Here is a 20,602-nt window from a genome sequence, read left to right on the forward strand (position 1 = left end):
AACCGTTACACAGGCTAGGCAACGCCGCAACGGTTCGACTAGGTGGACACCATGGACGACAACAAGCAGGTCAGACGCGAGTTTTACAGAAATCCAGCCTCCTATTGCAGGGTGATGAACGTCGTGTCGGCGGTCACTTTTGGTCTATTCGAAGTGGACAGCGGCGGTACGGTCGGCATGCTGTCGGTGCGCTGGGAGAAGCTCGGCAACGAACTCGCGCCGCAGTTGCACGCGTATTACGACAGCTGGCACGTGCTCGCGTCGTTCCCCGACGTTCTCGCGAGAATGGCCGGGACGACCGGTCCGTCGTGTTCGCCGGAAGCTTTCTGTCAGCTATTGCTCGACTGCGGATTCATCGATCGCGCGGAACGGGGCGTGGACGATCACGCCGAGCCGACACTCGTACCCTAGACGCCGCCGCGATACGGCCCGGGTCGGCGACACAACATCGATATGGAGGGAGAAAAGCATGTCCGTGACGGTTCACGTCGAATATCAGTATTGCCAACATGGCAAGAAAGCAATCCAGACAGGCAGCGACTCGTTGACCGTCCAGGAAAACACCCCCCGCGCGATCCTTGCGTTGCTGCGACTGTTGCATCCGCAGTGGGAGGGCATCAAGGTGCTGTCGGTGACCGAAGCCTCGCCCGAGAGTACCGCGTCATAGCCGCTGCCGCGGCTTCCGCGCTTCGACACGCGTGCTATCCTCGTCGCACGCCGATTCCCCCATCCATCCGCATGTCGCTTCACGAAAACCACGCCACGCTCGCCGCCGCGCACACGCCGTGGCGCGCGCGACTCGAACTCGGCTTCGTCGGCGGCGACGCTCGCACGACGCTCGCGCACCGGCTGCACGACGGACCGCTGCGCGTGCAACGGCCGCTCTATCCGGAAGGCCCGGCGATCTGTCACGCGGTGATCGTGCATCCGCCCGGCGGCGTCGCGGGTGGCGATCAGCTCGACATCGACATCACGCTCGCCGCGCAAACGCATGCGGTGCTGACGACGCCGGGCGCAACCAAGTGGTACAAGTCGAACGGCCGCGCGGCGCGGCAGCGCATCGCGCTGCGTGTCGGTGAGCACGCGAAGCTCGACTGGCTGCCGCAGAACAACATCGTGTTCGATCACGCGAACGCGCACCTCGATTTTTCGCTGACGCTCGCCGACGGCGCGAGCGCAATCGGCTGGGACGCGACCCAGCTCGGACGTCAGGCGGCCGGCGAACGCTGGTCGGCGGGTAGCTTGCGCGCGGTGTCGCGCATCGTCGGCGCGAATGGCGAGCTGCTGTGGTTCGAACGCGCGAGCCTCACCGCCGACGATCCGCTGCGCGACGCGCCGCAGGGGCTCGCCGGCTTTCCGGCCTACGGCACGCTGTGGGCCGTAGGCGCCGCTTGCGACGACGCGCTCGCCGAATCGCTGAGCGCGCAACTGCCGTTCGACGACACGTTGCGAGCGGCCGCCTCGTGCGTGACGAACGGCGTGCTGCTCGTGCGTGCGGTGTCGCGCTCGATGGAAACGCTGCAGCACGCGCTCACGCGCTGTTGGCTGCAATTACGGCCGGTCGTGCATGGTGTCGCGGCGGTGCCGTTGCGGATCTGGTCGACCTGACAGCGCGCTTCCCGCTTTCGTCTTCATCACGCTCTTTGCGCACCAAGGCGGCGCACGCGCACGCCCCAACCATGTGCGCGAACTGGCGTAGCACGCCGCCGCGCCACGCGGCAGAGGGATGGCACACAGCTTGCGTGGCACTCGCCACTTCGCGGCCGGCCACGATGAAGCCAGCGACGACCCGACACCCACGACACCACCACCGCTCACGCCCATGACCCGCACTCTCTCCCGCTCCGCGCGCCGCGCCTTGCTGGCCGCATTGCTCGCCCTGCCCATCGTCGCCGATCTCGCGTTTCATGCGGGCCCCGCGCACGCCGACACGCTCGACAACATCGCCAAGGCCGGCGTGCTGAAGGTCGCCGTGCCCGAGGACTATCCGCCGTTCGGCTCGGTCGGCCCCGACATGAAGCCGCAGGGCTATGACATCGACACGGCCGCGCTGCTCGCCAAAGCGATGAACGTGAAGCTCGAACTCGTGCCGGTCAACAGCGCGAACCGCATTCCGTATCTGCAAACGGGCAAGGTCGACCTCGTGATCTCGTCGCTCGGCAAAACGCCCGAGCGCGAGAAGGTGATCGACTTTTCGAGCGCGTACGCGCCGTACTACCAGGGCGTGTTCGGTCCCGCCGACATCAAGGTGAGCGGTCCCGCCGATCTCACCGGCAAGACCGTCGGCGCGACGCGCGGCGCACTCGAGGAAATCGGTCTCACGCAGATGGCGCCGAACGCGACGATCAAGCGCTTCGAGGACAACAACGCGACGATCGCCGCGTTCCTGTCCGGCCAGGTGCAGTTGATCGCGGCCGGCAACATCGTCGCGGCCGCGATCCTCGCGAAGAATCCGCCGCGCCGTCCGGAGCCGAAGTTCGTGATCAAGAACTCTCCGTGCTTCGTCGGCATGAACAAGAACGAGCCGCGCCTGCAACAGAAGGTCGATGCTGCGATCGCCCAGGCCAAACACGACGGCACGCTCGGTGCGATGTCGAAGAAGTGGTTCGGCGCACCGCTGCCCGCCGACCTGTAATTCTGCAAACGCGGTGGCATGCGCGGTCGCAAACGTAGTTGTAAGCGCGCCGTTAGCCGGACTTGATACCGTGACCGGCTGATCGCGCGACGCCAGGCCCCGTCACCGCGACGCGACCACGACGCCGCCACGAGACATCAAACGCCGAGACCCACACCCGATGAAGCTGACACCTCGCGAGAAGGACAAGCTGCTGATCTTCACCGCCGCGCTGCTCGCCGAACGGCGCCGCGCGCGCGGCCTCAAGCTGAACTATCCGGAGGCGGTCGCCTTCATCACCGCCGCGCTGATGGAGGCCGCGCGCGACGGCAAGAGCGTCGCCGAGGTGATGCACTATGGCACCACGCTGCTTACGCGCGCCGACGTGATGGAGGGCGTGCCCGAGATGATCCCCGACATCCAGGTCGAAGCGACGTTTCCCGACGGCACCAAGCTCGTCACCGTCCATCACCCGATTCCCTGAACTCCTCTTCGTCAAGGCAGGCCCCATGATTCCCGGCGAACTCCTCATCGACGACGGCGAGCACGAACTGAACGCGGGCCGCGCGACGGTCACGGTGGTCGTGTCGAATACCGGCGACCGTCCCGTGCAGATCGGCTCGCATTATCATTTCTACGAGGTGAACGACGCGCTGTCGTTCGATCGCGAAGCGGCGCGCGGCTTTCGCCTGAACATCGCGGCGGGCACCGCGGTGCGCTTCGAGCCCGGTCAGGAGCGCACGGTCGAACTCGTCGCGCTGGCCGGCGCGCGCATCGTCTACGGCTTCAACGGCAAGGTGATGGGCAAGCTGTGATGCGCTGCCCGCGCCCTGGCATTTCGACCGCCCTGCTGCGCCTTGCCTTGCCTGTCGCTCGCTTGTAGCTCATTCCGGACCCACACCATGACACTACGCATTGGCCGCCGCGCGTACGCGGAGATGTTCGGCCCCACCACCGGCGACCGCGTGCGCCTCGCCGACACCGAACTGCTGATCGAGATCGAGCGCGACTTCACGACCTACGGCGAAGAGGTCAAGTTCGGCGGCGGCAAGGTGATTCGCGACGGCATGGGCCAGTCGCAGCGCGTGCATGCCGAGGTCGTCGATACCGTCGTGACGAACGCGGTGATCCTCGATCACTGGGGCGTCGTGAAGGCCGACATCGGCATCAAGGACGGCCGCATCGCGGCGATCGGCAAGGCCGGCAATCCCGACATCCAGCCGAATGTGACGATCGCGATTGGCGCGGCCACCGAAGTGATCGCGGGCGAAGGGCTGATCGTGACCGCGGGCGGCATCGATACGCACATCCACTTCATCAGCCCGCAGCAGATCGAGGAAGCGCTCGCGAGCGGCGTGACGACGATGCTCGGCGGCGGCACCGGCCCCGCGACCGGCACGAATGCGACCACCTGCACACCGGGGCCATGGCATCTCGAACGCATGTTGCAAGCGGCCGACGGCTATCCGATGAACCTCGGCTTTCTCGGCAAGGGCAACGTGAGCCAGCCGGCCCCGCTCACCGAACAGATCGCCGCGGGCGCGATCGGTTTGAAGCTGCACGAAGACTGGGGCACGACGCCCGCGGCGATCGACAACTGCCTTGGCGTCGCCGACGATACCGACACGCAGGTCGCGATCCACACGGATACGCTAAACGAAGCCGGCTTCGTCGAAGCGACCGTCGCCGCGTTCAAGGGCCGCACGATCCACACGTATCACACCGAAGGCGCGGGCGGCGGCCACGCCCCGGACATCATCAAGGTGTGCGGCGAAGCGAACGTGCTGCCGTCGTCGACGAATCCGACGCGGCCCTACACGGTCAACACGCTCGACGAGCATCTCGACATGCTGATGGTGTGCCATCACCTCGATCCGTCGATTGCCGAAGACATCGCGTTCGCCGAATCGCGGATTCGCCGCGAGACGATCGCCGCCGAGGACATCCTGCACGATCTCGGCGCGCTGTCGATGCTTTCTTCGGACTCGCAGGCGATGGGCCGCGTCGGCGAAGTGATCATCCGCACGTGGCAGACCGCGCACAAGATGAAGGTGCAACGCGGCGCGCTGCCCGAGGACAACGCGCGCCACGACAATTTCCGCGCGAAACGCTATGTCGCGAAGTACACGATCAATCCGGCGATTACGCACGGCATCGCGCATGAAGTCGGTTCGATCGAACCGGGCAAGTGGGCCGACCTCGTGTTCTGGGAGCCGGCGTTCTTTGGCATCAAGCCGTCGCTGATCCTGAAGGGCGGCATGATCGCGATGGCGCAGATGGGCGATCCGAATGCGTCGATTCCGACGCCGCAGCCCGTGCACTATCGCGAGATGTTCGCGACGCGCGGGGGAGCGCTGGGCCGCACGTCGCTGACCTTCGTGTCGCAACTCGCCGCCGATGCGAATGTGGCCGAACGCTATGGTTTGCACAAGCGCATCGTCGCGGTGAAGAACTGCCGCAACGTGACGAAGGCCGACATGATTCACAACGCGTGGCGCCCGAACATCAGCGTCGATCCGGAAACCTATCAGGTGATCGCCGACGGCCAGTTGCTGACCTGCGATCCGGCCACCGTGCTGCCGATGGCGCAACGCTATTTCCTGTTCTGATCATGCGTACACTGAACAAACTTCTCGCGCCGCATCTGAAGATCGCGCCGGTACTCGTCAAGCGTGCGCCGACGTTGACGCTCGCGTTCGATGAACGTCGCAAGAGCCGTCTCGCCGCGACGCTCGATGACGGCGAGGAAATCGCATTGCTGTTGCCGCGCGGCACTGTGCTGCGCGATGGCGACGTGCTTGTCGCCGATGATGGCGGGCTCGTGCGTGTCGTTGCGGCTGATGAAGCCGTGCTTGTCGTACGCGCATCGGACGCGTTGACGTTGACGCGCGCCGCCTATCACCTCGGCAATCGTCATACGCCGGTGGAAGTGGGCGCCGATTATCTGAAGCTCGAATACGATCCGGTGCTCGCCGACATGCTCAAGCGCATCGGCGCGACGGTCGAGCAGGTGTCGCTGCCGTTTCAGCCTGAGGCCGGGGCGTATGGCGGCGGACATAAGCATGGGCACGACGAGACGTTCGCCGAGGACTATGCGATCGCGCAGCAGGTGTTTGGTGAGCATCATGGGCATGAGCATGCTCATGCCCATGAGGGCTCTTCGCACTCGCACGATCACGACCATGACCACGTGCACGACGAATCGTGCGGACATGGACACCACCCGCATCGTCATGCGCATCGCTGAATTCACCGCGCTGCTGCATCTCGCGTCGCCAGCACTGCCGATTGGCGCGTTCAGCTATTCGCAGGGTCTCGAAGCGGCGATTGAAGCGCAGCTCATCACCGATGCCGACTCCGCGCGCATATGGATCGAACGCGGCCTGACCGACGTGCTCGCGCGCGGCGAGTTGCCGTTCCTCGCGCAGCAGACCGAACGCTGGCGCACGCACGACGCCGTGGAACTCGCCGACGCCAACGCCGAATTCCTCGCGAGTCGCGAGTCCGCCGAACTGCGCCGCGAAACGGAGCAGATGGGCTGGTCGCTGCGACAGCTGTGTGTGTCGCTCGAATGGGGCGACGTGGCGAGGCGCGAAACGCTCGCGTCGCTCACGCCACTCGCGCAGCCGAGCGCGTTCGCATTCGCCGCTCACGCGCACGATGCTCCGGTCGATGCCGCGCTCGCCGCCTATGCGTTCAGCTGGGTCGAGAACCAGGCCGCCGCCGCGTTGAAGGCGGTGCCGCTCGGCCAACTCGCGGGGCAACGCATCATCGTCGCGCTGCGTGAGCCGATCGACGCGGCCGTCGCGCGCGCGCTCGCGACCTCGCGTGACGACCTCAACACGTTCGCGCCGCAGCTCGGCATTCTGTCGGCGCGCCACGAGTCGCAGTATTCGCGGCTCTTCCGCTCGTAGCACGATTCCCACGATCCATCATGAACGCATCTCATCATTCCGTTTCCCATACCGCGAGCCAGATCCGCACGAAGAAGCTGCCGCCGCTGCGCGTGGGCGTCGGCGGCCCGGTCGGCTCGGGCAAGACCACGCTGCTCGAAATGCTGTGCAAGGCGATGCGCGACCAGTACGACCTCGTCGCGATCACGAACGACATCTATACGAAAGAGGATCAGCGTCTGCTGACCGTCGCGGGCGCGCTGCCGGCCGAGCGCATCATGGGCGTCGAGACGGGCGGCTGCCCGCACACCGCGATCCGCGAGGACGCATCGATCAACCTCGAAGCGGTCGACCGCATGCTCACGCGTTTTCCGGATGCGGACATCGTGTTCATCGAATCGGGCGGCGACAACCTCGCGGCGACCTTCAGCCCGGAGCTGTCGGACCTGACGATCTACGTGATCGACGTCGCGGGCGGCGAGAAGATTCCGCGCAAGGGCGGACCCGGCATCACGAAGTCGGACCTGCTCGTGATCAACAAGACGGATCTCGCGCCGCTGGTGGGCGCGAACCTCGATGTGATGGCATCGGACGCGAAGAAGATGCGCGGCGAGCGGCCGTTTGTGATGTGCAATCTGAAGGCGCTCGAGGGTCTTGATGATGTGGTCAAGTTTATTGAAAAGAAGGGGTTGTTGAAGGTGTAAGCAAGTGACGCTTCACTCGCCAGGATGGCATTCGCGCAGGAATGCCAGCATTTCGGTGCCATCCTTCGATAGATAGAAGCGCACCATCTTTTCGTTGAAGTCGGCCGCGCGATGAGCGGGCACGCTGATCACATCGATACCGTTTGCCATCAGCACGCCGTTCATCATGAAGCGCGACGTGCGCTTGTTGCCGTCGAAGAAAAACTGCTGCAACGCGCCGAACAGGAACAACGCGCAGCCGCGTTCGAATGGATTGGAAACTTCTTCGCTGAGCGCGCGGGTCCCTGCGCCGAAAACTCAGTTGAACTCTGGAGCACCCGGCACGGTAGGCAAAGGCGTATACCGCCCCGCCTCACGCAGCGCGACGTCGGGCGTATAGCGCGTTTGTTCACCTTCACCTCGGAAAACGCCCCCACTCGAGCGCTTCGTTACGCGCCGCCACGTGGCTCTGCAAATCGCCGAACGTAAGCTTGGCGAGCGTGAATCGATCATTCCGCAACAGCGCCAGCAAACGCTTTGAAGGTTTTGCGACGGATTCAGTGGTACGCTGAGGCTTCAGATGTGAGCGCGAGAACATTTGCTCATATCTCACTGATACGCGCAAATATGTGGACTGTGCTGGCAGACGTTGGCGTGCCGCAGTGCGCGCATGCTGACGATACAAGGACAGACAATGGCTGAACCAACAACCGAAGATGCAGGCTCTTCTTCCGCCGAATATGTGCAGCGCGTCACAACCTTCCTGGGGGAAGTGAGTGCCTGGTGCAGAGACCATGGTCTAACCGTGGAACGCGACGTCACAACACTCAGTGAAGAGATGATGGCCCAATATGATGCCCCGATCCTTCACATATCAAAGGACGGAGTGTCAGTGGCCAAGATCCAGCCTGTCGGATCGAAAATCATCGGCGCGCACGGGAGAGTGGATCTAATCGGCCGTGTGACGAGACATGCGTTCCTTTTCTACGTTGGAAAAGGTCCGACGTTTTCGACGCAGACTACCGTTGGTGGGAAAAACACAACCTCGTCGTCGGCACCCATGCTTTCTGGAGTCGACGGAGATGGCTGGTACTGGATCGAGGCGAGAGTACGTCGAGCAAAGCGCGTTGAAGAGAGTCTGTTTCTTGACCTGCTCACGGATGTTTCCGACTATGAATTTTAATAATCCTCTGGATCCAGTCTATAAGGCATTTGCTGTGGCGAACGATTGCTTCAAGGTCGCCACGCGCACGATTCAAATCCAGCACGAAGAACTCATCCGACGCACACAGTTCATTGGGGCAACTCCGGAGGAAGCAAATACCGCCCTTCAAGACGCAGCCAGGCAAGCGGCTGACCTTGCCATTTTGGCGCTATTCGCCACATTTGAGCGGTTCGTCATCGAGCATCTGCAAACGGCCAATCGGCTGCTGGCCGCCGGATATCCGCAGCAGTATTCCGACAAGCTGGCTGAAAAGTTCGAGAATGAAGTCGAATACTGGAAGTTCGGTGAGATTCTCAATCTTTTCAAAGGCGAAGTTGACCCCGATCTCATCGGGCAGGTCAAGCAAATCAAGCAATATCGCGATTGGATTGCACATCAAAACCCAGGCAAACCAACCCCGACGCAAGCCACGCCGGAAACGGCTTTTGATGTCTTAACCAAGATGATTGAGCAAATCCGGCAGACCCACACACCTCCGCAGGAAGAGGAAGCGCTCGACGCCGTAGCGCCGACACAAGCCCAATAAGCGACGAGTCTGTCGCGAAGCAGCAATAACACTCGGATGGTTCATATCACATAAGCAAGCGTTAGCCACAAAGTGCGTGGCGCTCGCGGCTTGAATAATTCGCTCGGCGCGGTCGTCACCGGCGTTCCGGGACCTCAGCTCAGAATTTTGCACTTCGATTGGCGCGGACTGCGCCTTGTCGCTTCCTGAGGCCCCCGACATCTCGGGCACGACGCCACTGCAGGAAAAAGTACAACAGAGTCGGGCGTCCCTTTTTTGCTAACCGCGGCACCACAGTCACCTCTACTCCGGCAACAACGCCGCCAACACATCCACCGTCCTCGCCGTCGCCCCGCGATGCCTCGCCGCAAACGCGGCAGCCGCACCGCCCATCGCGAGCCGCCGCGACTTGTCGCCGAACAGCTCGCGCAGCGCGCGCGCCAGATCGGCCGGGTCCTGCACCTGCACGGCGGCACCGGCCGCGACCGCATCGGCGGTGGCTTGCGTGAAGTTGAACACGTGCGGCCCGATCAGCACCGGCACGCCGACCGCGCACGCTTCGATCAGGTTCTGTCCGCCAAGCGGCAACAGACTGCCGCCGATAAACGCAAGATCCGACGCCGCGTAGTAAGCGCCCAACTCGCCCATCGAATCGCCGAGCAGCACGTTCACGTCGCGAGGCAGCGGCGCCACGCCATCGTCAGCGGTGCGCGCCGCCGACGCGACCTTCGCATCGGGCGCCCAACTCGATCGGCGTTCGAGCCGCAACCCCGCTTTCTCGACGAGCGCCGCGACTTCATTGAAGCGCTGCGGATGACGCGGCACCAGAAGCAGCAGCGCATCGTCGATGCCGAGCGCCGCGAACGCCTCGAGCACGAGCGCTTCTTCGCCCTCGCGCGTGCTCGCCGCGACCCACACGGGCCGCGTGCCGATCGCCGCGCGCCACGCGTGGCCGCGTGCCGCGAGTTCGGGCGGCGTGCTCATGTCGAACTTCAGATTGCCGAGCACCGCGACATTGCGCGCGCCGAGCGAGGTCAACCGCTCGGCATCGGACGGACTCTGCGCGAGCACGCGCGCGAAGCCGCCGAACACGTCTTTCGTCGCACCGCCGAATTTCGCCGCGCGCTTGAACGAACGCGCCGACATCCGCGCGTTGGTCAGCACGAGCGGCACGTCGGCGCGACGGCACTCGTCGATCAGGGTCGGCCACACCTCGGTTTCCATCACGAGACCGAGCGACGGCCGCCACCCGCGCAAGAAGCGCCGTACCGCATGCGGCATGTCGTACGGTAGATAACTGCGCAACACGCGGTCGCCGAAAATCTCGATGCCGGTCGCGCGGCCGCTCGGCGTCATGTGCGTAAGCAGAATGTGCGCGTCGGGGCGCGCCTTCATCAGCGCATCGATCAGCGGTTGCGCGGCGCGCGTCTCGCCGACCGACACCGCATGCACCCAGATCAACGGCGCGCTGTCCTCCAACAAGCGTCCGCGCGAATAACCGAAGCGCTCGCCGATATGCTCGCGATAGCCGCGCTCCTTACGCGAACGGATCAACAGACGCAGCACCGCCAGCGGCGCGATGAGCCACCAGAGCGCGCGATAGATCGCCCTTAGCATCGGCGCCCCGCGTGATTCGGAAAGCGCAGCGCGCTCACGCGCGCGATGCGGGCCGGCATCTGCCCGGCCCTCGAATCGACCGCCGCGCTCAAACCAGCGCCCTGCCCTTCAGGCGCTCGAGAATGCCGAGCGGCGCGCATTCCGGCTGCGCCATCGCCTTCACTGGCAGGAAGAAAGTCTGCTCCAGCATGAACTGGCCGGACATCACCGCATGCGAGGTCTGGTCGGAGAAGCACACCCACACGCTGCCCGGTGGAAACGGCATGGTCTGTTGCGGGCTCGTCTTCTGATAGTCGAGGTCGGCCTTCATGCCGTCGTGCAGACTGAGCATCAGATGATCGTATTCGCTGCGCAGCGATTTGGTCACGTGCAGCAGATTCAGCAGCCACGCGGAGCCGGGCATCTGCGGCTTGATACGCGGCAGGAAGCGCTGCGCCATATCCTCGAACGGCTCGCCGACGCGCCATACGCGCGGCACGCCATGCGGATTGACGTTGGTGAACACGCGCAGGATGCGCTCGCCGTAATTCGGCCGCGACGGAAACGCGTCGACGTGCAGACGGCTATCGTCCTTGCGCCACGAGGTTTCGCGTGTCTCGACCTGATGCAGCCGCAGGCTCGTCGGCGCGACCCGCAGCTTGCCGCTGTACTCGGGAAAGAGCCCGTCGACGAGCGTTCGCGCATTCGCCTGATAACGCGCGATCAACGCGCGCACCGCCGATTGCGTGACCGCATCGCCGGCCACGCCATGCAACGCGCCGCCGTTCGGTTCGAGGCTGATGTTCTTGCGGTTCGGATCGGCGAGCGCCGGGTCGAGCAGCGCCTGCTCGCCGCCGTCGATCGCGAAGCGCAGGTTCGGGAAGTACAGCACCTTGCCGCGCTCGACGCCGGCGAGCAGCGTCTCTCGAGGCACGGACAGGTTGCAGCCGTGCCAGTCGGCGTTCGCTACTTCGATGATCTGGGTTTCGTTCATGGTCGCCCTTTGGAACGGAGGGTGCGCAAGGCGAAGCGCACCGACAGGATGCAGCAGGTGCTGATGCCGGCCGGCCCGGGTTACAACAGCCCGAAGCCGGCAAGCACCGACTTCACCTGCTGCAGCGTAGGCGGCTGCCCCGCCGCGCCGAGATTGACGACGTTCGGCGACCAGTAGCCGCCGGTGCGCCACGCGGTCGAGAAATTGTACAACTCGACCGTGGGCCGCTTCAGCGCCGCCGCGATATGGACCAGACCTGTGTCAACCCCGACCGTCGCGGCCGCGCCATCGATCAGCCCCACCACCGCCGGCAGCGACAGCTTCGGCGGCACGATCGCGGCCGCGCCGAACTCCTTCGCGAGCCGCTCGCTGGTCGCGCGCTCGGCGTCGCTGCCCCACGGCAGCACGATCGACGCGCCGCGCCGCACCAGCGCCTGCCCGAGTTCGATCCACGCGGCATCGGGCCACTGCTTGTCGGCGCGCGAAGTCGCGTGCACGAACACCACGTACGGCACCGGCAGATTCAGATTCGCCTGCGACAGCGCGAGCGCGGCACGGCCCGTGTCGAGACCGAAGTCGATGTCGTCGGTGGGTTGCGGCGGCGGATCGTTCAGCGCCGCGGCCACCAGTTGACGCGTGCGTTCGACCACGTGCGTGCGCGGCGCGATCGGCACGCGCCGCCCGTAGAAAAAGCGCACCGGCCATTCGTAGCCGGCGCCTTCGGTACGGTTGCCGAGGCCGACGAGCGGTCCGCGCGCCATGTTCGCGACCCACGCGGTCTTGATGAGGCCCTGGCAGTCGATCACCAGATCGTAGTGCTCGGCGGCGAGGGCGCGGCGAAACGCGCCGATCTCGCGCCAGTTGTCGACGGACAGGATGCGCTTGCGCCAGCGCCGCAGCGACACCGGAATCGCGCGCCGCACGCCGCTCACGAGTTCCACGAGCCCGACGAAGCTTTCCTCGACGAGCCAGTCGATCTGCGCGTCGGGATGGCGGCGCCGGATGTCGGCGATCACGGGCATGTTGTGAACGACGTCGCCCAGCGACGACACCCTCACGATCAGTATCTTTTGCGCGCTCAAGAGTGGGAAAACCGGCTATCCGGCTCGAAGATGCGTTGAAAGGACCGCAATTCTAGCGCGCCGTCCATGAAAGACATGAAAAACGCGGCGCGGTAAGGCAACCCGCGCCGCGTTCGGTAGGGGCGACGCTTCGAGCCGTCTTAACGAACTTCGAAGCGCAGCGCCGCATCAGCCGTCAGAACGGCAGTTTCGCATCAGCCTTCTCCGCGAGAATCACGCGGCGGAAGTCGTCCTGGATGCGTTTGAGCGCCGCGTCGTTGTCGGCCTCGAAACGCATCACCACGACCGGCGTCGTGTTCGACGAACGCGCGAGGCCGAAGCCGTCCGGATACTCGACGCGCAGACCGTCGATCTTCACGACGTTGTCCGCGCCGGTGAACTTCGCGTTCTGCTGCATACGCGCGATCAGCTCGAAGTTCTCGCCTTCCTCGAGTTTCAGCTGCAGCTCGGGCGTGGAGTGCGAGTTCGGCAGCGAGTTCAGCAGCTTGCTCGGGTCGGCGACACGCGTGAGGATCTCGAGCAGACGCGCTCCCGTGTACAGGCCGTCGTCGAAACCATACCAGCGGTCCTTGAAGAACACGTGGCCGCTCATTTCGCCAGCCAGCGGCGCGCCGGTTTCGCGCAGCTTCGCCTTCACGAGCGAGTGGCCGGTCTTCCACATCAGCGGCTCGCCGCCCTTGTCCTTGACCCACTTCGCGAGATTGCGCGTGCACTTCACGTCGTAAATGATCTGCGCGCCCTTGTTGCGCGACAGCACTTCTTCGGCGAACAGCATCAGCTGACGGTCCGGGTAGATGATCTGGCCGTCTTTGGTGACGACGCCGAGGCGGTCGCCGTCGCCGTCGAACGCGAAGCCGATTTCCGCATCCGTTTCCTTCAGCGCGCGAATCACGTCTTCGAGGTTCTCCGGGTGCGCCGGGTCCGGGTGGTGATTCGGGAAGTTGCCGTCGACTTCGGTGAACAGTTCGACGAGTTCGCAGCCGAGCTTCCTGAACAGCTTCGGCGCGAGCCCACCGGCCACGCCGTTGCCGGTATCGACGACGATCTTGATCGGACGCGCGAGCTTCACGTCGCTCGCGATGCGCTCGAGATACGCGTCGGCGATGTCGTACTCGGCGTAGCTGCCGCTGCCGTCGGCGAAGTTCTCGTCGACGATGCGCTGATGCAGCGCGAGAATCTGCTCGCCGTAAATGGCCGCGCCGCGCAGCACCATCTTGAAGCCGTTGTAGTCCGGCGGATTATGGCTACCCGTCACGACGATGCACGAGTCGACGCGGCGCTCGCCGCCCGCCAGTTTCAACGGTACGCTCGCCGCGAAGTAGCCGACCGGCGTGGGCACCATGCCCACGTTCACGACATCGACGCCGGCCGCACGCAGGCCGTCGGACAGCGCCCCGATCAGCTCGGGGCCCGACAGGCGTCCGTCGCGCGCGACCACGACCGCGTCGCCGCCCTGCGCGCGCACTTCGCTGCCGAATGCGCGACCGATGGAACGCGCGGCGTCGGCGTCGAGCGTCTTGCCAATAACGCCACGAATGTCATACGCCTTGAAAATGGATTTGGAGATCATGTTGGCTCACTTGCGTGCAATGGAAAATTTTGACCTGCGCACCGACCTCGACCGGTAACAATCGCCGATTAAAACGCGGTAAAAATTCGCGTTAAAAACCACCGTAATACTCACGTTAAAAACACCCGTTACCGCGCCTCGATGCACCCTTGCCGGAAGCGGTCCGGTTCCAACTTATAATTGCGTTTTTCTGACCAGCCTGAATACCGCCATTCTAATGCTTAGACGCCCTCCATTTGTAAAGTTGCCGTGGCTGCCGGCCGGGCGGGCGAATGCGCATAGCGCCGCATGCATGGCCGTGCGAGGCTGCTTGACCAACGCGCAGCGGCGAGCGGCCAACGGATGCTGACGGTCAAGCGTTTCGCCAATCCCGACGTCACCCGAGCGTTGACGAACATCGTCTGGCTGGGTCTCGAGCGGCTCACGCAGATTTGCGTCGCAATCGTGATCAGCGGCATGCTCGCGCGTTACTTCGGGCCCGAAACTTTCGGCAAATGGCAGTACGCGAATACGCTGCTGCTGGTGCTGTCGCCGATCACCTGGGTCTGCGGCGCGGAAATCCTCGTACCGACCATCGTCAACCGGCCGCCCGAACAACTCGGCACCGTCCTCGGCAGCGCGTTCGCGTTGCGCTTCTCCGTCTCGGCCGTTGCGCTGCTGCTCACGTGGCTCGGCATTGCGCTGCACTTCTTCGAACCGCTCGTCGGTGCGATGCTCGCCGGCCTCGCGGTGACGATGCTGTTTCGCGAGCCGTTCGTCGGCGTGATCAACGCGTGGCTGCAAAGCATGACCTACAGCAAGCCGCAATTGCTGACCAGCATGAGCACCGCGGTGATCAAGGCGGCTCTCGTCTATCTGCTGGTGCGCGCGACGGCCGCGCCCGCGCGTTTCGGCTGGCTGTGGGCGCTCGAATCGGCGGCGATCGGCGCGGTGCTGTTGCTCTACTTCATGCGCCGGCATGGCGGCAAGCTGGGCTGGCATGTCGAACGTTCGCTCTTCAGGCACTTCGCGAGCGCGGGCACCGTGTTCTGGCTCGGGCTCATCTGTATGTATCTATTTCTGAAACTGGACCGGCTGATGCTCGAGCGCGCGATTTCGTTCGCCGACCTCGGTCGCTACTCGGCCGCCCAGCAGTTGAATGAAAACTGGATCACGCTCGCGCTGATGCTCGCGCAAACCATTGCGCCCGCATTCGTCTACCGCGTGCAAGGCATCGCGCAACTGCGCCGCAACATGTGGCGGCTCACCGCGCTGAGCGCCGTGCTGATGGTGTGCGGCGCGTTCGTGCTCGATCTGCTCGCGGGCTTCATCATCCGCCGTGTGTTCGGGCCGGACTTCGAAGGCGCGATCGAAATCTTCCGCTGGGCCGTGTGGCTGTCGGTGCCGGCCGGCGTCGAGGCGATCGGCAATCTGGTCGTGCTCAAATATCAGGCCAGGTTCGTGTTGCTCGCCAAGTGGCTGCTCGCGCTCGCCATCGCGTTCGCGGTCAACCTGCTGGCGATCCCGCGGCTCGGCGCGTATGGCGCGCTCGTCGGCCTTGCGGCCGGCTATCTGGCGGCCGCCTCGGTCAATCTTTATTACATCCGTTTCAAATTGCGCCCATGACGAATTCATCCGCCTCCGCGCAAACCACGCTCGACGACGTCGCGGTGCTGATACCCGCCTATAACGGCCAGGCGGACGTCGATTCTACGCTCGCGTCGTTCGAAGAAAGTGCGCTGGTGCACGTACTGATCGTAGATGACGGCAGCACGCCGCCGATCGTCGCGCCCACGCTGCCGAACCTGAAGATCGAAGTGCTGCGCATGGCGCAGAACGGCGGCATCGAGCGTGCGCTGCGAACCGGCATCGACGCGCTCGCGCAGCGCGGCTTTCGCTATGCGGCGCGCATCGACGCGGGCGATCGCGCGGTGCCGCGGCGGCTCGCGAAGCAGCGCGCGTTCATGGAAGCGCATCCGAACGTGGCGGGCCTCGGCATGTGGACCCAGGTCGTCACGCGCGCGGGCGAGCCGCTTTTCATGCTGACGCCGCCGGCCGAGCCGAACGTAATCCGGCGCCAGCGCTTTTTCCGCTCGTGCCTCGCGCATCCGTCGATGATGCTGCGTATCGATGCCGTCCGCACAGTCGGCAACTACCGCGCCGCGTATCGTTCGGCGGAGGACCTCGATCTGTTCGTACGTCTGATGGAACGCTATGACTGCGCGAATCTGCCGGAACCCGGCCTTTTCTATGAGCTGAACGAAGGCGGCATCAGCGCGACGAAACGGCGCCGGCAGATCGGTTCGACGCTGCGTTTGCAGTTGCGCTACTTCAACGTGGCCAACCCGTACGACTGGTTGGGCCTCGCGAAGAATCTGTTGCATCTGATGCTGCCTTATCGCACGTTGCAGCGGGTCAAGCGCGCGCTGCTCACGCCGCGCGCGAACCGTTGAGTCGCGCCGCGTGTGAGCGCTGTCGTTGCCGCTGTCGCTGTCGCTTCATTCGCTGAGGTTCGCGCCGCATCGTAGGGTGCTGTCTTCGTATCAATGGTCCACACTTCATTCAACGCCCGGCATTTCTTCGCATGAAGCCCTCTTTCAAGTCGACGCCCGCGCTACGCATTACACTCGTTTGCAACACGGCCTGGGCAATCTATACCTATCGGCAAGGGCTGATCCGCACGCTGATCGGGCGCGGCGTCGACGTGACGGTGCTCGCGCCGCGCGACCGCACGTTCGAGTTGCTCGCCGCGATGGGTTGCCGTTGCATCGAGCTGCCGATGGCGTCGAAGGGCACGAGTCCGGGCGAAGATCTGCGCACGCTCGTCGCGCTGTATCGGCAGTACAGGACCATCCGTCCGCATGTCGTGTTTCACTACACGATCAAGCCGAACATCTACGGCTCGATCGCGGCGAAGCTGGCTGGCGTGCAGTCGGTGGCGGTCACCACCGGGCTCGGCTACGTGTTCATCCAGCACAGCCGCGCCGCGCAGATCGCCAAAAGGCTGTATCGTTTTGCGTTCCGCTTTCCGCGTGAAGTGTGGTTCCTGAATCGCGACGATCAGGCCGCGTTCATCGACGGCAAGCTGCTCGTGCATCCGGAGCGCGCGCGGCTGTTGCACGGCGAGGGCGTCGATCTCGAGCAGTTCACGTTCACGCCGCTGCGCGAGCGCACGGAGTTTCGCTTCGTGCTGATCGGGCGGCTGCTGTGGGACAAAGGTGTCGGCGAATACGTCGAGGCCGCGCGGCAATTGCGCGCGCGCTACCGCCACGCGCGCTTTCAGCTGCTCGGGCCGGTCGGCGTCGACAATCCGAGCGCGATCACGCGCGACGAAGTCGCCGCGTGGGAACAGGAAGGCGTGATCGAATATCTGGGCGAGGCGCACGACGTGCGGCCGTTCATCGCCGATGCCGATTGCGTGGTGCTGCCGTCGTATCGCGAAGGCGTGCCGCGCACGCTGATGGAAGCGTCGGCGATGGGCCGGCCGATCGTCGCGACCGACGTGCCCGGCTGCCGCGAGGTGGTGGCCGACGGCGTCAACGGCTTGTTGTGCGAAGCGCGCAATGCGCAGAGCCTCGCCGCGAGTCTCGCGCGCATGCTCGACATGAGCGGCGCGGAGCGGCGCACGATGGCGGAACGCGGCCGGCAGAAAGTCGCAACCGAATTCGACGAACGCATGGTCGTCGAAACGTACAAAGACCTGGTGCAAAAAATCACGGGTGTTTTACTTTAATGGGAGCAACAGCATGACCACGAAGGGCACGATTCTGGTAACGGGCGGCGCGGGTTTCATCGGCTCGCACACCTGCGTCGAACTGCTGAACGGCGGCTACGACGTCGTGGTGATCGACAACCTCGTGAACAGCAAGCGCGAATCGTTGCGGCGCATCGAGAAAATAACCGGCCGTGCGGTGAGCTTCTATGACGACGACGCGCGCGACGCGCCCGCGCTGCAGCGGATTTTCGATGCGCATCCGATCACCGGCGCGATCCATTTCGCGGCGCTGAAAGCGGTCGGCGAGTCGGTCGCGAAGCCGATCGAGTACTACGCGAACAACGTCGGCAGCCTGCTGACGCTGCTCGGCGTGATGCGCGATCGCAACGTCAAGCAGTTCGTGTTCAGTTCGTCGGCAACGGTGTACGGCGTGCCGAAGAGCTCGCCTATCGACGAATCGTTCCCGCTCTCGGCGACCAATCCGTATGGTCAATCGAAGCTGATCGCCGAGCAGATCCTGCGCGATCTCGAAGTGTCGGACCCATCGTGGCGCATCGCGACGCTGCGCTACTTCAATCCGGTCGGCGCGCATGAAAGTGGCCTGATCGGCGAAGATCCGGCCGGCATTCCGAACAACCTGATGCCGTACGTCGCACAGGTCGCGGTCGGCAAGCTCGACCGCCTGCGCGTGTTCGGCGGCGACTACGAGACGCCCGACGGCACCGGCGTGCGCGACTACATCCACGTGGTCGATCTCGCGCGCGGGCATCTCGCCGCGCTCGATGCGCTCGTCGAGCGCGATGCGAGCTTCGTCGTCAATCTCGGCACGGGCCAGGGCTATAGCGTGCTCGACGTGGTGCGCTCGTTCGAGAAGGCGTCGGGGCGGCCGGTGCCGTACGAGATCGTCGCGCGCCGCCCGGGCGACGTCGCGCAGTGTTTCGCGGACCCGAGCGCGGCCGAGAAAATCATCGGCTGGCGCGCGCAGTTCGGCATCGAGCGCATGTGCGCGGACCACTGGCGCTGGCAGTCGACGAATCCGCAGGGGTTTGCATAAAGCGCTTCGGCACCAGCGCATCCCGTTAAAAAAATGGCGGCGGCATTCGCGTAGCGCGGATGCCGCCGCCGTTTGCTTTGGCGCTCACCTCGTCGGAACGGTGAGCGCCACGGCTGCCGAACGCGTTACGCCGTTGCCCCTTCCAGCTGGAACACCGCGACCGCATCACGCAACGCCATCGCATGCTCTTCCAGCGACTTCGCCGCGGCCGCCGCCTGCTCGACGAGCGCCGCGTTGTGCTGCGTGACCTCGTCGATCTGCGACACCGCCTTGTTGACCTGCTCGATGCCGTCGCTCTGTTCGAGCGCCGACGCCTCGATCTCGCTCATCACGCCGGTCACGCGCTCGACGGCCTTCAGCGCTTCCTGAATCGTCTTCTGCGCATCCGACACCAGCGAGGCACCCTCCTCGACCTTCGCCGCCGACTCGCCGATCAGCTCCTTGATCTCCTTGGCCGCCGCGCCCGAGCGCTGCGCGAGACTGCGCACTTCCGAGGCGACCACCGCGAAGCCGCGTCCCTGCTCGCCCGCGCGCGCCGCTTCGACGGCCGCGTTCAACGCGAGAATGTTGGTCTGAAACGCGATCCCCTCGATCATGCCGATGATCTCCGTGACCTTGCGCGACGACTCGCTGATGCCGTCCATTGTCTCGGTCACGCGCGACACCACCTTGCCGCCGCGCGTGACCGTATCGAGCGCGCCGTGCGCGAGGCGGTTCGCCTGCCTGGCGTTGTCGGCGTTCTGTTTCACGGTCGCCGACAGCTGCTCCATGCTCGCCGCGGTCTGCTGCAGCGCGGCCGCCTGCTGCTCGGTGCGCGCCGACAGATCGGCATTGCCCGACGCGATTTCGTTCGCGCCCTGCGTGATCGCGCTCGTGCTGCCGCGCACCTTGCCGACCGTTTCGACGAGGCCGTCGCGCATCCGCGTCAGCGCGCCGAGCAGCTGGCCCATCTCGTTGCGCGATTTCACCTTGATCGCGACGCTCAGGTCGCCGGCCGCGATGCGCTCGAAGTGCTTGACCGTCGCGTTGACCGGCTTGATCAGCGCCGACGACAACGCGACCCGAGCGCCCACCGCGATCACGAGCGCGATCACCGCGATCGCGCCGAACAGCACTGTCGCGAGCTGGAAGCGTCGCGCGCCGGTCGCGGCCTGCTGATGCTGATTGTCCATCTGCGCTTTTTCGAGCGCGTCGATCGCTTTCGAGTAGGACGCGTACAGGCTGTTCGCCGTGTCGCCCTGGATGTTGCGGAAGGTGTTGAAGTCGAAGTCGGTCAATGCCTTGAATTCCGGTTCGATCGCCTTGTCGACGAGCGCCGCGCGCGCGTCGCCGACGCTCTGCGCGAGCTTGCGCCCTGCGTCGCTCGCGAACGGGCCGGCCATGTAGTTGCGGAAGTCGTTGTTCGATTCAAGCAGCACCTTGTGCGCGGCCGGCAGCAGATCGTCGGTCTGCTTGCCGACGCTGAACAACGTCTGATAGGTGCCCAATGCGAGCTGCACCTGCAGAAGCTTCTCGGAACTCGCCTTCAGATGCGACAGCGCGACCGCACTGCGCTGGGTGTCGTCGAGGCTGTCGTTGGCGAGCTTCAGCGCGCCGTAGCCGACAGCGATCACCGTCAGAAGGAAGGCGACGAATACGCTGATCACGAGCGTCAGTCCGCCACGAATTGTGATGTTATTAAGCATTGGGTCT

At 64.6% G+C, this 20,602-nt stretch carries 22 protein-coding genes; 16 read left to right on the top strand and 6 right to left on the bottom strand.

Annotated elements, in window-relative coordinates:
* Positions 1-51: 51 nt before the first annotated feature.
* The 10 genes from OKW30_RS14740 (at position 52) to ureG (ending at position 7,211) form a co-directional block, all read left to right on the top strand.
* Complete coding sequence (locus OKW30_RS14740; RefSeq protein WP_429346984.1) at positions 52-411, top strand: hypothetical protein; 360 nt, start codon at positions 52-54, stop codon at positions 409-411.
* A 58-nt stretch (positions 412-469) separates the two neighbouring features.
* Positions 470-667 (top strand): hypothetical protein, encoded by a 198-nt coding sequence (locus tag OKW30_RS14745; protein ID WP_184059700.1) that lies wholly within the window; start codon positions 470-472, stop codon positions 665-667.
* Positions 668-738: 71 nt separating this feature from the next.
* The gene (locus tag OKW30_RS14750) at positions 739-1,608 is read left to right on the top strand and encodes an urease accessory protein UreD (protein ID WP_429294637.1); all 870 of its coding nucleotides are present in this window, start codon (positions 739-741) and stop codon (positions 1,606-1,608) included.
* A 214-nt stretch (positions 1,609-1,822) separates the two neighbouring features.
* Positions 1,823-2,635 carry a transporter substrate-binding domain-containing protein gene (locus tag OKW30_RS14755; RefSeq protein WP_090803364.1) on the top strand — a complete coding sequence of 271 codons (813 nt, stop codon included), beginning with the start codon at positions 1,823-1,825 and terminating at the stop codon, positions 2,633-2,635.
* 160 nt (positions 2,636-2,795) lie between these two features.
* On the top strand, positions 2,796-3,098 hold the full coding sequence (ureA, locus tag OKW30_RS14760) for an urease subunit gamma (RefSeq protein ID WP_008923043.1): 303 nt from the start codon (positions 2,796-2,798) through the stop codon (positions 3,096-3,098).
* 25 nt (positions 3,099-3,123) lie between these two features.
* Positions 3,124-3,429: an urease subunit beta gene (locus OKW30_RS14765; protein ID WP_429346985.1), complete on the top strand. Its 306-nt coding sequence runs from the start codon at positions 3,124-3,126 to the stop codon at positions 3,427-3,429.
* A gap of 87 nt (positions 3,430-3,516) precedes the next feature.
* Entirely contained in the window at positions 3,517-5,223 is a 1,707-nt protein-coding gene (gene ureC, locus OKW30_RS14770) for an urease subunit alpha (RefSeq protein ID WP_187611811.1), read from the top strand.
* Positions 5,224-5,225: 2 nt separating this feature from the next.
* Positions 5,226-5,861: an urease accessory protein UreE gene (gene ureE, locus OKW30_RS14775; protein ID WP_184059706.1), complete on the top strand. Its 636-nt coding sequence runs from the start codon at positions 5,226-5,228 to the stop codon at positions 5,859-5,861.
* Positions 5,848-6,528, top strand: coding sequence for an urease accessory protein UreF (locus tag OKW30_RS14780; protein WP_429347758.1), 681 nt, complete (start codon positions 5,848-5,850; stop codon positions 6,526-6,528). The genes ureE and OKW30_RS14780 overlap by 14 nt, the downstream gene beginning before the upstream one ends.
* A gap of 20 nt (positions 6,529-6,548) precedes the next feature.
* Entirely contained in the window at positions 6,549-7,211 is a 663-nt protein-coding gene (gene ureG, locus OKW30_RS14785; RefSeq protein WP_187628541.1) for an urease accessory protein UreG, read from the top strand.
* Between the two features lie 12 nt (positions 7,212-7,223).
* On the opposite strand, the gene OKW30_RS14790 is transcribed toward ureG, so the two are convergent.
* Complete coding sequence (locus OKW30_RS14790; protein WP_429346986.1) at positions 7,224-7,442, bottom strand: hypothetical protein; 219 nt, start codon at positions 7,440-7,442, stop codon at positions 7,224-7,226.
* A gap of 442 nt (positions 7,443-7,884) precedes the next feature.
* On the opposite strand from OKW30_RS14790, the gene OKW30_RS14795 reads away from it, so the two are divergent.
* Together OKW30_RS14795 and OKW30_RS14800 are read left to right on the top strand one after the other, a co-directional pair.
* Positions 7,885-8,373, top strand: coding sequence for a hypothetical protein (locus OKW30_RS14795; RefSeq protein ID WP_429346987.1), 489 nt, complete (start codon positions 7,885-7,887; stop codon positions 8,371-8,373).
* A complete protein-coding gene (locus OKW30_RS14800; protein ID WP_184065214.1) occupies positions 8,363-8,941 on the top strand; it encodes a hypothetical protein in 579 nt (192 codons plus the stop codon). Before OKW30_RS14795 ends, OKW30_RS14800 begins: the two co-directional genes overlap by 11 nt.
* 282 nt (positions 8,942-9,223) lie before the next feature.
* Here OKW30_RS14800 and waaA read toward each other — a convergent pair whose 3' ends face one another.
* The 4 genes from waaA to OKW30_RS14820 form a co-directional block, all read right to left on the bottom strand.
* Complete coding sequence (waaA, locus tag OKW30_RS14805) at positions 9,224-10,537, bottom strand: lipid IV(A) 3-deoxy-D-manno-octulosonic acid transferase (protein ID WP_187628536.1); 1,314 nt, start codon at positions 10,535-10,537, stop codon at positions 9,224-9,226.
* A gap of 88 nt (positions 10,538-10,625) precedes the next feature.
* The gene (locus tag OKW30_RS14810; protein WP_184020906.1) at positions 10,626-11,510 is read right to left on the bottom strand and encodes a Kdo hydroxylase family protein; all 885 of its coding nucleotides are present in this window, start codon (positions 11,508-11,510) and stop codon (positions 10,626-10,628) included.
* An 80-nt stretch (positions 11,511-11,590) separates the two neighbouring features.
* Positions 11,591-12,592: a lipopolysaccharide heptosyltransferase I gene (waaC, locus tag OKW30_RS14815; protein ID WP_187628535.1), complete on the bottom strand. Its 1,002-nt coding sequence runs from the start codon at positions 12,590-12,592 to the stop codon at positions 11,591-11,593.
* 175 nt (positions 12,593-12,767) lie between these two features.
* Complete coding sequence (locus OKW30_RS14820) at positions 12,768-14,162, bottom strand: phosphomannomutase/phosphoglucomutase (protein ID WP_184045478.1); 1,395 nt, start codon at positions 14,160-14,162, stop codon at positions 12,768-12,770.
* A gap of 342 nt (positions 14,163-14,504) precedes the next feature.
* Between OKW30_RS14820 and OKW30_RS14825 the strand changes: the two genes are divergently transcribed.
* The 4 genes from OKW30_RS14825 to galE all read left to right on the top strand — a co-directional run bounded on the left by OKW30_RS14825 (position 14,505) and on the right by galE (position 18,910).
* Positions 14,505-15,767, top strand: a complete 1,263-nt coding sequence (locus tag OKW30_RS14825) for an oligosaccharide flippase family protein (protein ID WP_429346988.1) — start codon at positions 14,505-14,507, stop codon at positions 15,765-15,767.
* Complete coding sequence (locus OKW30_RS14830; protein WP_429346989.1) at positions 15,764-16,594, top strand: glycosyltransferase; 831 nt, start codon at positions 15,764-15,766, stop codon at positions 16,592-16,594. Before OKW30_RS14825 ends, OKW30_RS14830 begins: the two co-directional genes overlap by 4 nt.
* Positions 16,595-16,725: 131 nt before the next feature.
* Positions 16,726-17,874 carry a glycosyltransferase family 4 protein gene (locus OKW30_RS14835; RefSeq protein WP_429346990.1) on the top strand — a complete coding sequence of 383 codons (1,149 nt, stop codon included), beginning with the start codon at positions 16,726-16,728 and terminating at the stop codon, positions 17,872-17,874.
* A gap of 13 nt (positions 17,875-17,887) precedes the next feature.
* The gene (galE, locus tag OKW30_RS14840) at positions 17,888-18,910 is read left to right on the top strand and encodes a UDP-glucose 4-epimerase GalE (protein WP_429346991.1); all 1,023 of its coding nucleotides are present in this window, start codon (positions 17,888-17,890) and stop codon (positions 18,908-18,910) included.
* A gap of 125 nt (positions 18,911-19,035) precedes the next feature.
* Here the strand turns inward: galE and OKW30_RS14845 are convergent, their stop codons facing one another.
* The gene (locus tag OKW30_RS14845) at positions 19,036-20,595 is read right to left on the bottom strand and encodes a methyl-accepting chemotaxis protein (protein ID WP_429346992.1); all 1,560 of its coding nucleotides are present in this window, start codon (positions 20,593-20,595) and stop codon (positions 19,036-19,038) included.
* Positions 20,596-20,602: the final 7 nt, after the last annotated feature.

It is taken from the genome of Paraburkholderia sp. Clong3, from assembly GCF_050436485.1.
Taxonomy (GTDB): Bacteria; Pseudomonadota; Gammaproteobacteria; order Burkholderiales; family Burkholderiaceae; genus Paraburkholderia; species Paraburkholderia tuberum.

What these genes read in the sequence shown, in the direction of transcription:
- OKW30_RS14740 (WP_429346984.1), top strand. Translation starts at nt 52, where the DNA reads ATGGACGACAACAAGCAGGTCAGACGCGAGTTTTACAGAAATCCAGCC.
- OKW30_RS14745 (WP_184059700.1), top strand. Translation starts at nt 470, where the DNA reads ATGTCCGTGACGGTTCACGTCGAATATCAGTATTGCCAACATGGCAAG.
- OKW30_RS14750 (WP_429294637.1), top strand. Translation starts at nt 739, where the DNA reads ATGTCGCTTCACGAAAACCACGCCACGCTCGCCGCCGCGCACACGCCG.
- OKW30_RS14755 (WP_090803364.1), top strand. Translation starts at nt 1,823, where the DNA reads ATGACCCGCACTCTCTCCCGCTCCGCGCGCCGCGCCTTGCTGGCCGCA.
- ureA (WP_008923043.1), top strand. Translation starts at nt 2,796, where the DNA reads ATGAAGCTGACACCTCGCGAGAAGGACAAGCTGCTGATCTTCACCGCC.
- OKW30_RS14765 (WP_429346985.1), top strand. Translation starts at nt 3,124, where the DNA reads ATGATTCCCGGCGAACTCCTCATCGACGACGGCGAGCACGAACTGAAC.
- ureC (WP_187611811.1), top strand. Translation starts at nt 3,517, where the DNA reads ATGACACTACGCATTGGCCGCCGCGCGTACGCGGAGATGTTCGGCCCC.
- ureE (WP_184059706.1), top strand. Translation starts at nt 5,226, where the DNA reads ATGCGTACACTGAACAAACTTCTCGCGCCGCATCTGAAGATCGCGCCG.
- OKW30_RS14780 (WP_429347758.1), top strand. Translation starts at nt 5,848, where the DNA reads ATGCGCATCGCTGAATTCACCGCGCTGCTGCATCTCGCGTCGCCAGCA.
- ureG (WP_187628541.1), top strand. Translation starts at nt 6,549, where the DNA reads ATGAACGCATCTCATCATTCCGTTTCCCATACCGCGAGCCAGATCCGC.
- OKW30_RS14795 (WP_429346987.1), top strand. Translation starts at nt 7,885, where the DNA reads ATGGCTGAACCAACAACCGAAGATGCAGGCTCTTCTTCCGCCGAATAT.
- OKW30_RS14800 (WP_184065214.1), top strand. Translation starts at nt 8,363, where the DNA reads ATGAATTTTAATAATCCTCTGGATCCAGTCTATAAGGCATTTGCTGTG.
- waaA (WP_187628536.1), bottom strand. Translation starts at nt 10,537, where the DNA reads ATGCTAAGGGCGATCTATCGCGCGCTCTGGTGGCTCATCGCGCCGCTG.
- OKW30_RS14810 (WP_184020906.1), bottom strand. Translation starts at nt 11,510, where the DNA reads ATGAACGAAACCCAGATCATCGAAGTAGCGAACGCCGACTGGCACGGC.
- OKW30_RS14820 (WP_184045478.1), bottom strand. Translation starts at nt 14,162, where the DNA reads ATGATCTCCAAATCCATTTTCAAGGCGTATGACATTCGTGGCGTTATT.
- OKW30_RS14825 (WP_429346988.1), top strand. Translation starts at nt 14,505, where the DNA reads ATGCTGACGGTCAAGCGTTTCGCCAATCCCGACGTCACCCGAGCGTTG.
- OKW30_RS14830 (WP_429346989.1), top strand. Translation starts at nt 15,764, where the DNA reads ATGACGAATTCATCCGCCTCCGCGCAAACCACGCTCGACGACGTCGCG.
- OKW30_RS14835 (WP_429346990.1), top strand. Translation starts at nt 16,726, where the DNA reads ATGAAGCCCTCTTTCAAGTCGACGCCCGCGCTACGCATTACACTCGTT.
- galE (WP_429346991.1), top strand. Translation starts at nt 17,888, where the DNA reads ATGACCACGAAGGGCACGATTCTGGTAACGGGCGGCGCGGGTTTCATC.
- OKW30_RS14845 (WP_429346992.1), bottom strand. Translation starts at nt 20,595, where the DNA reads ATGCTTAATAACATCACAATTCGTGGCGGACTGACGCTCGTGATCAGC.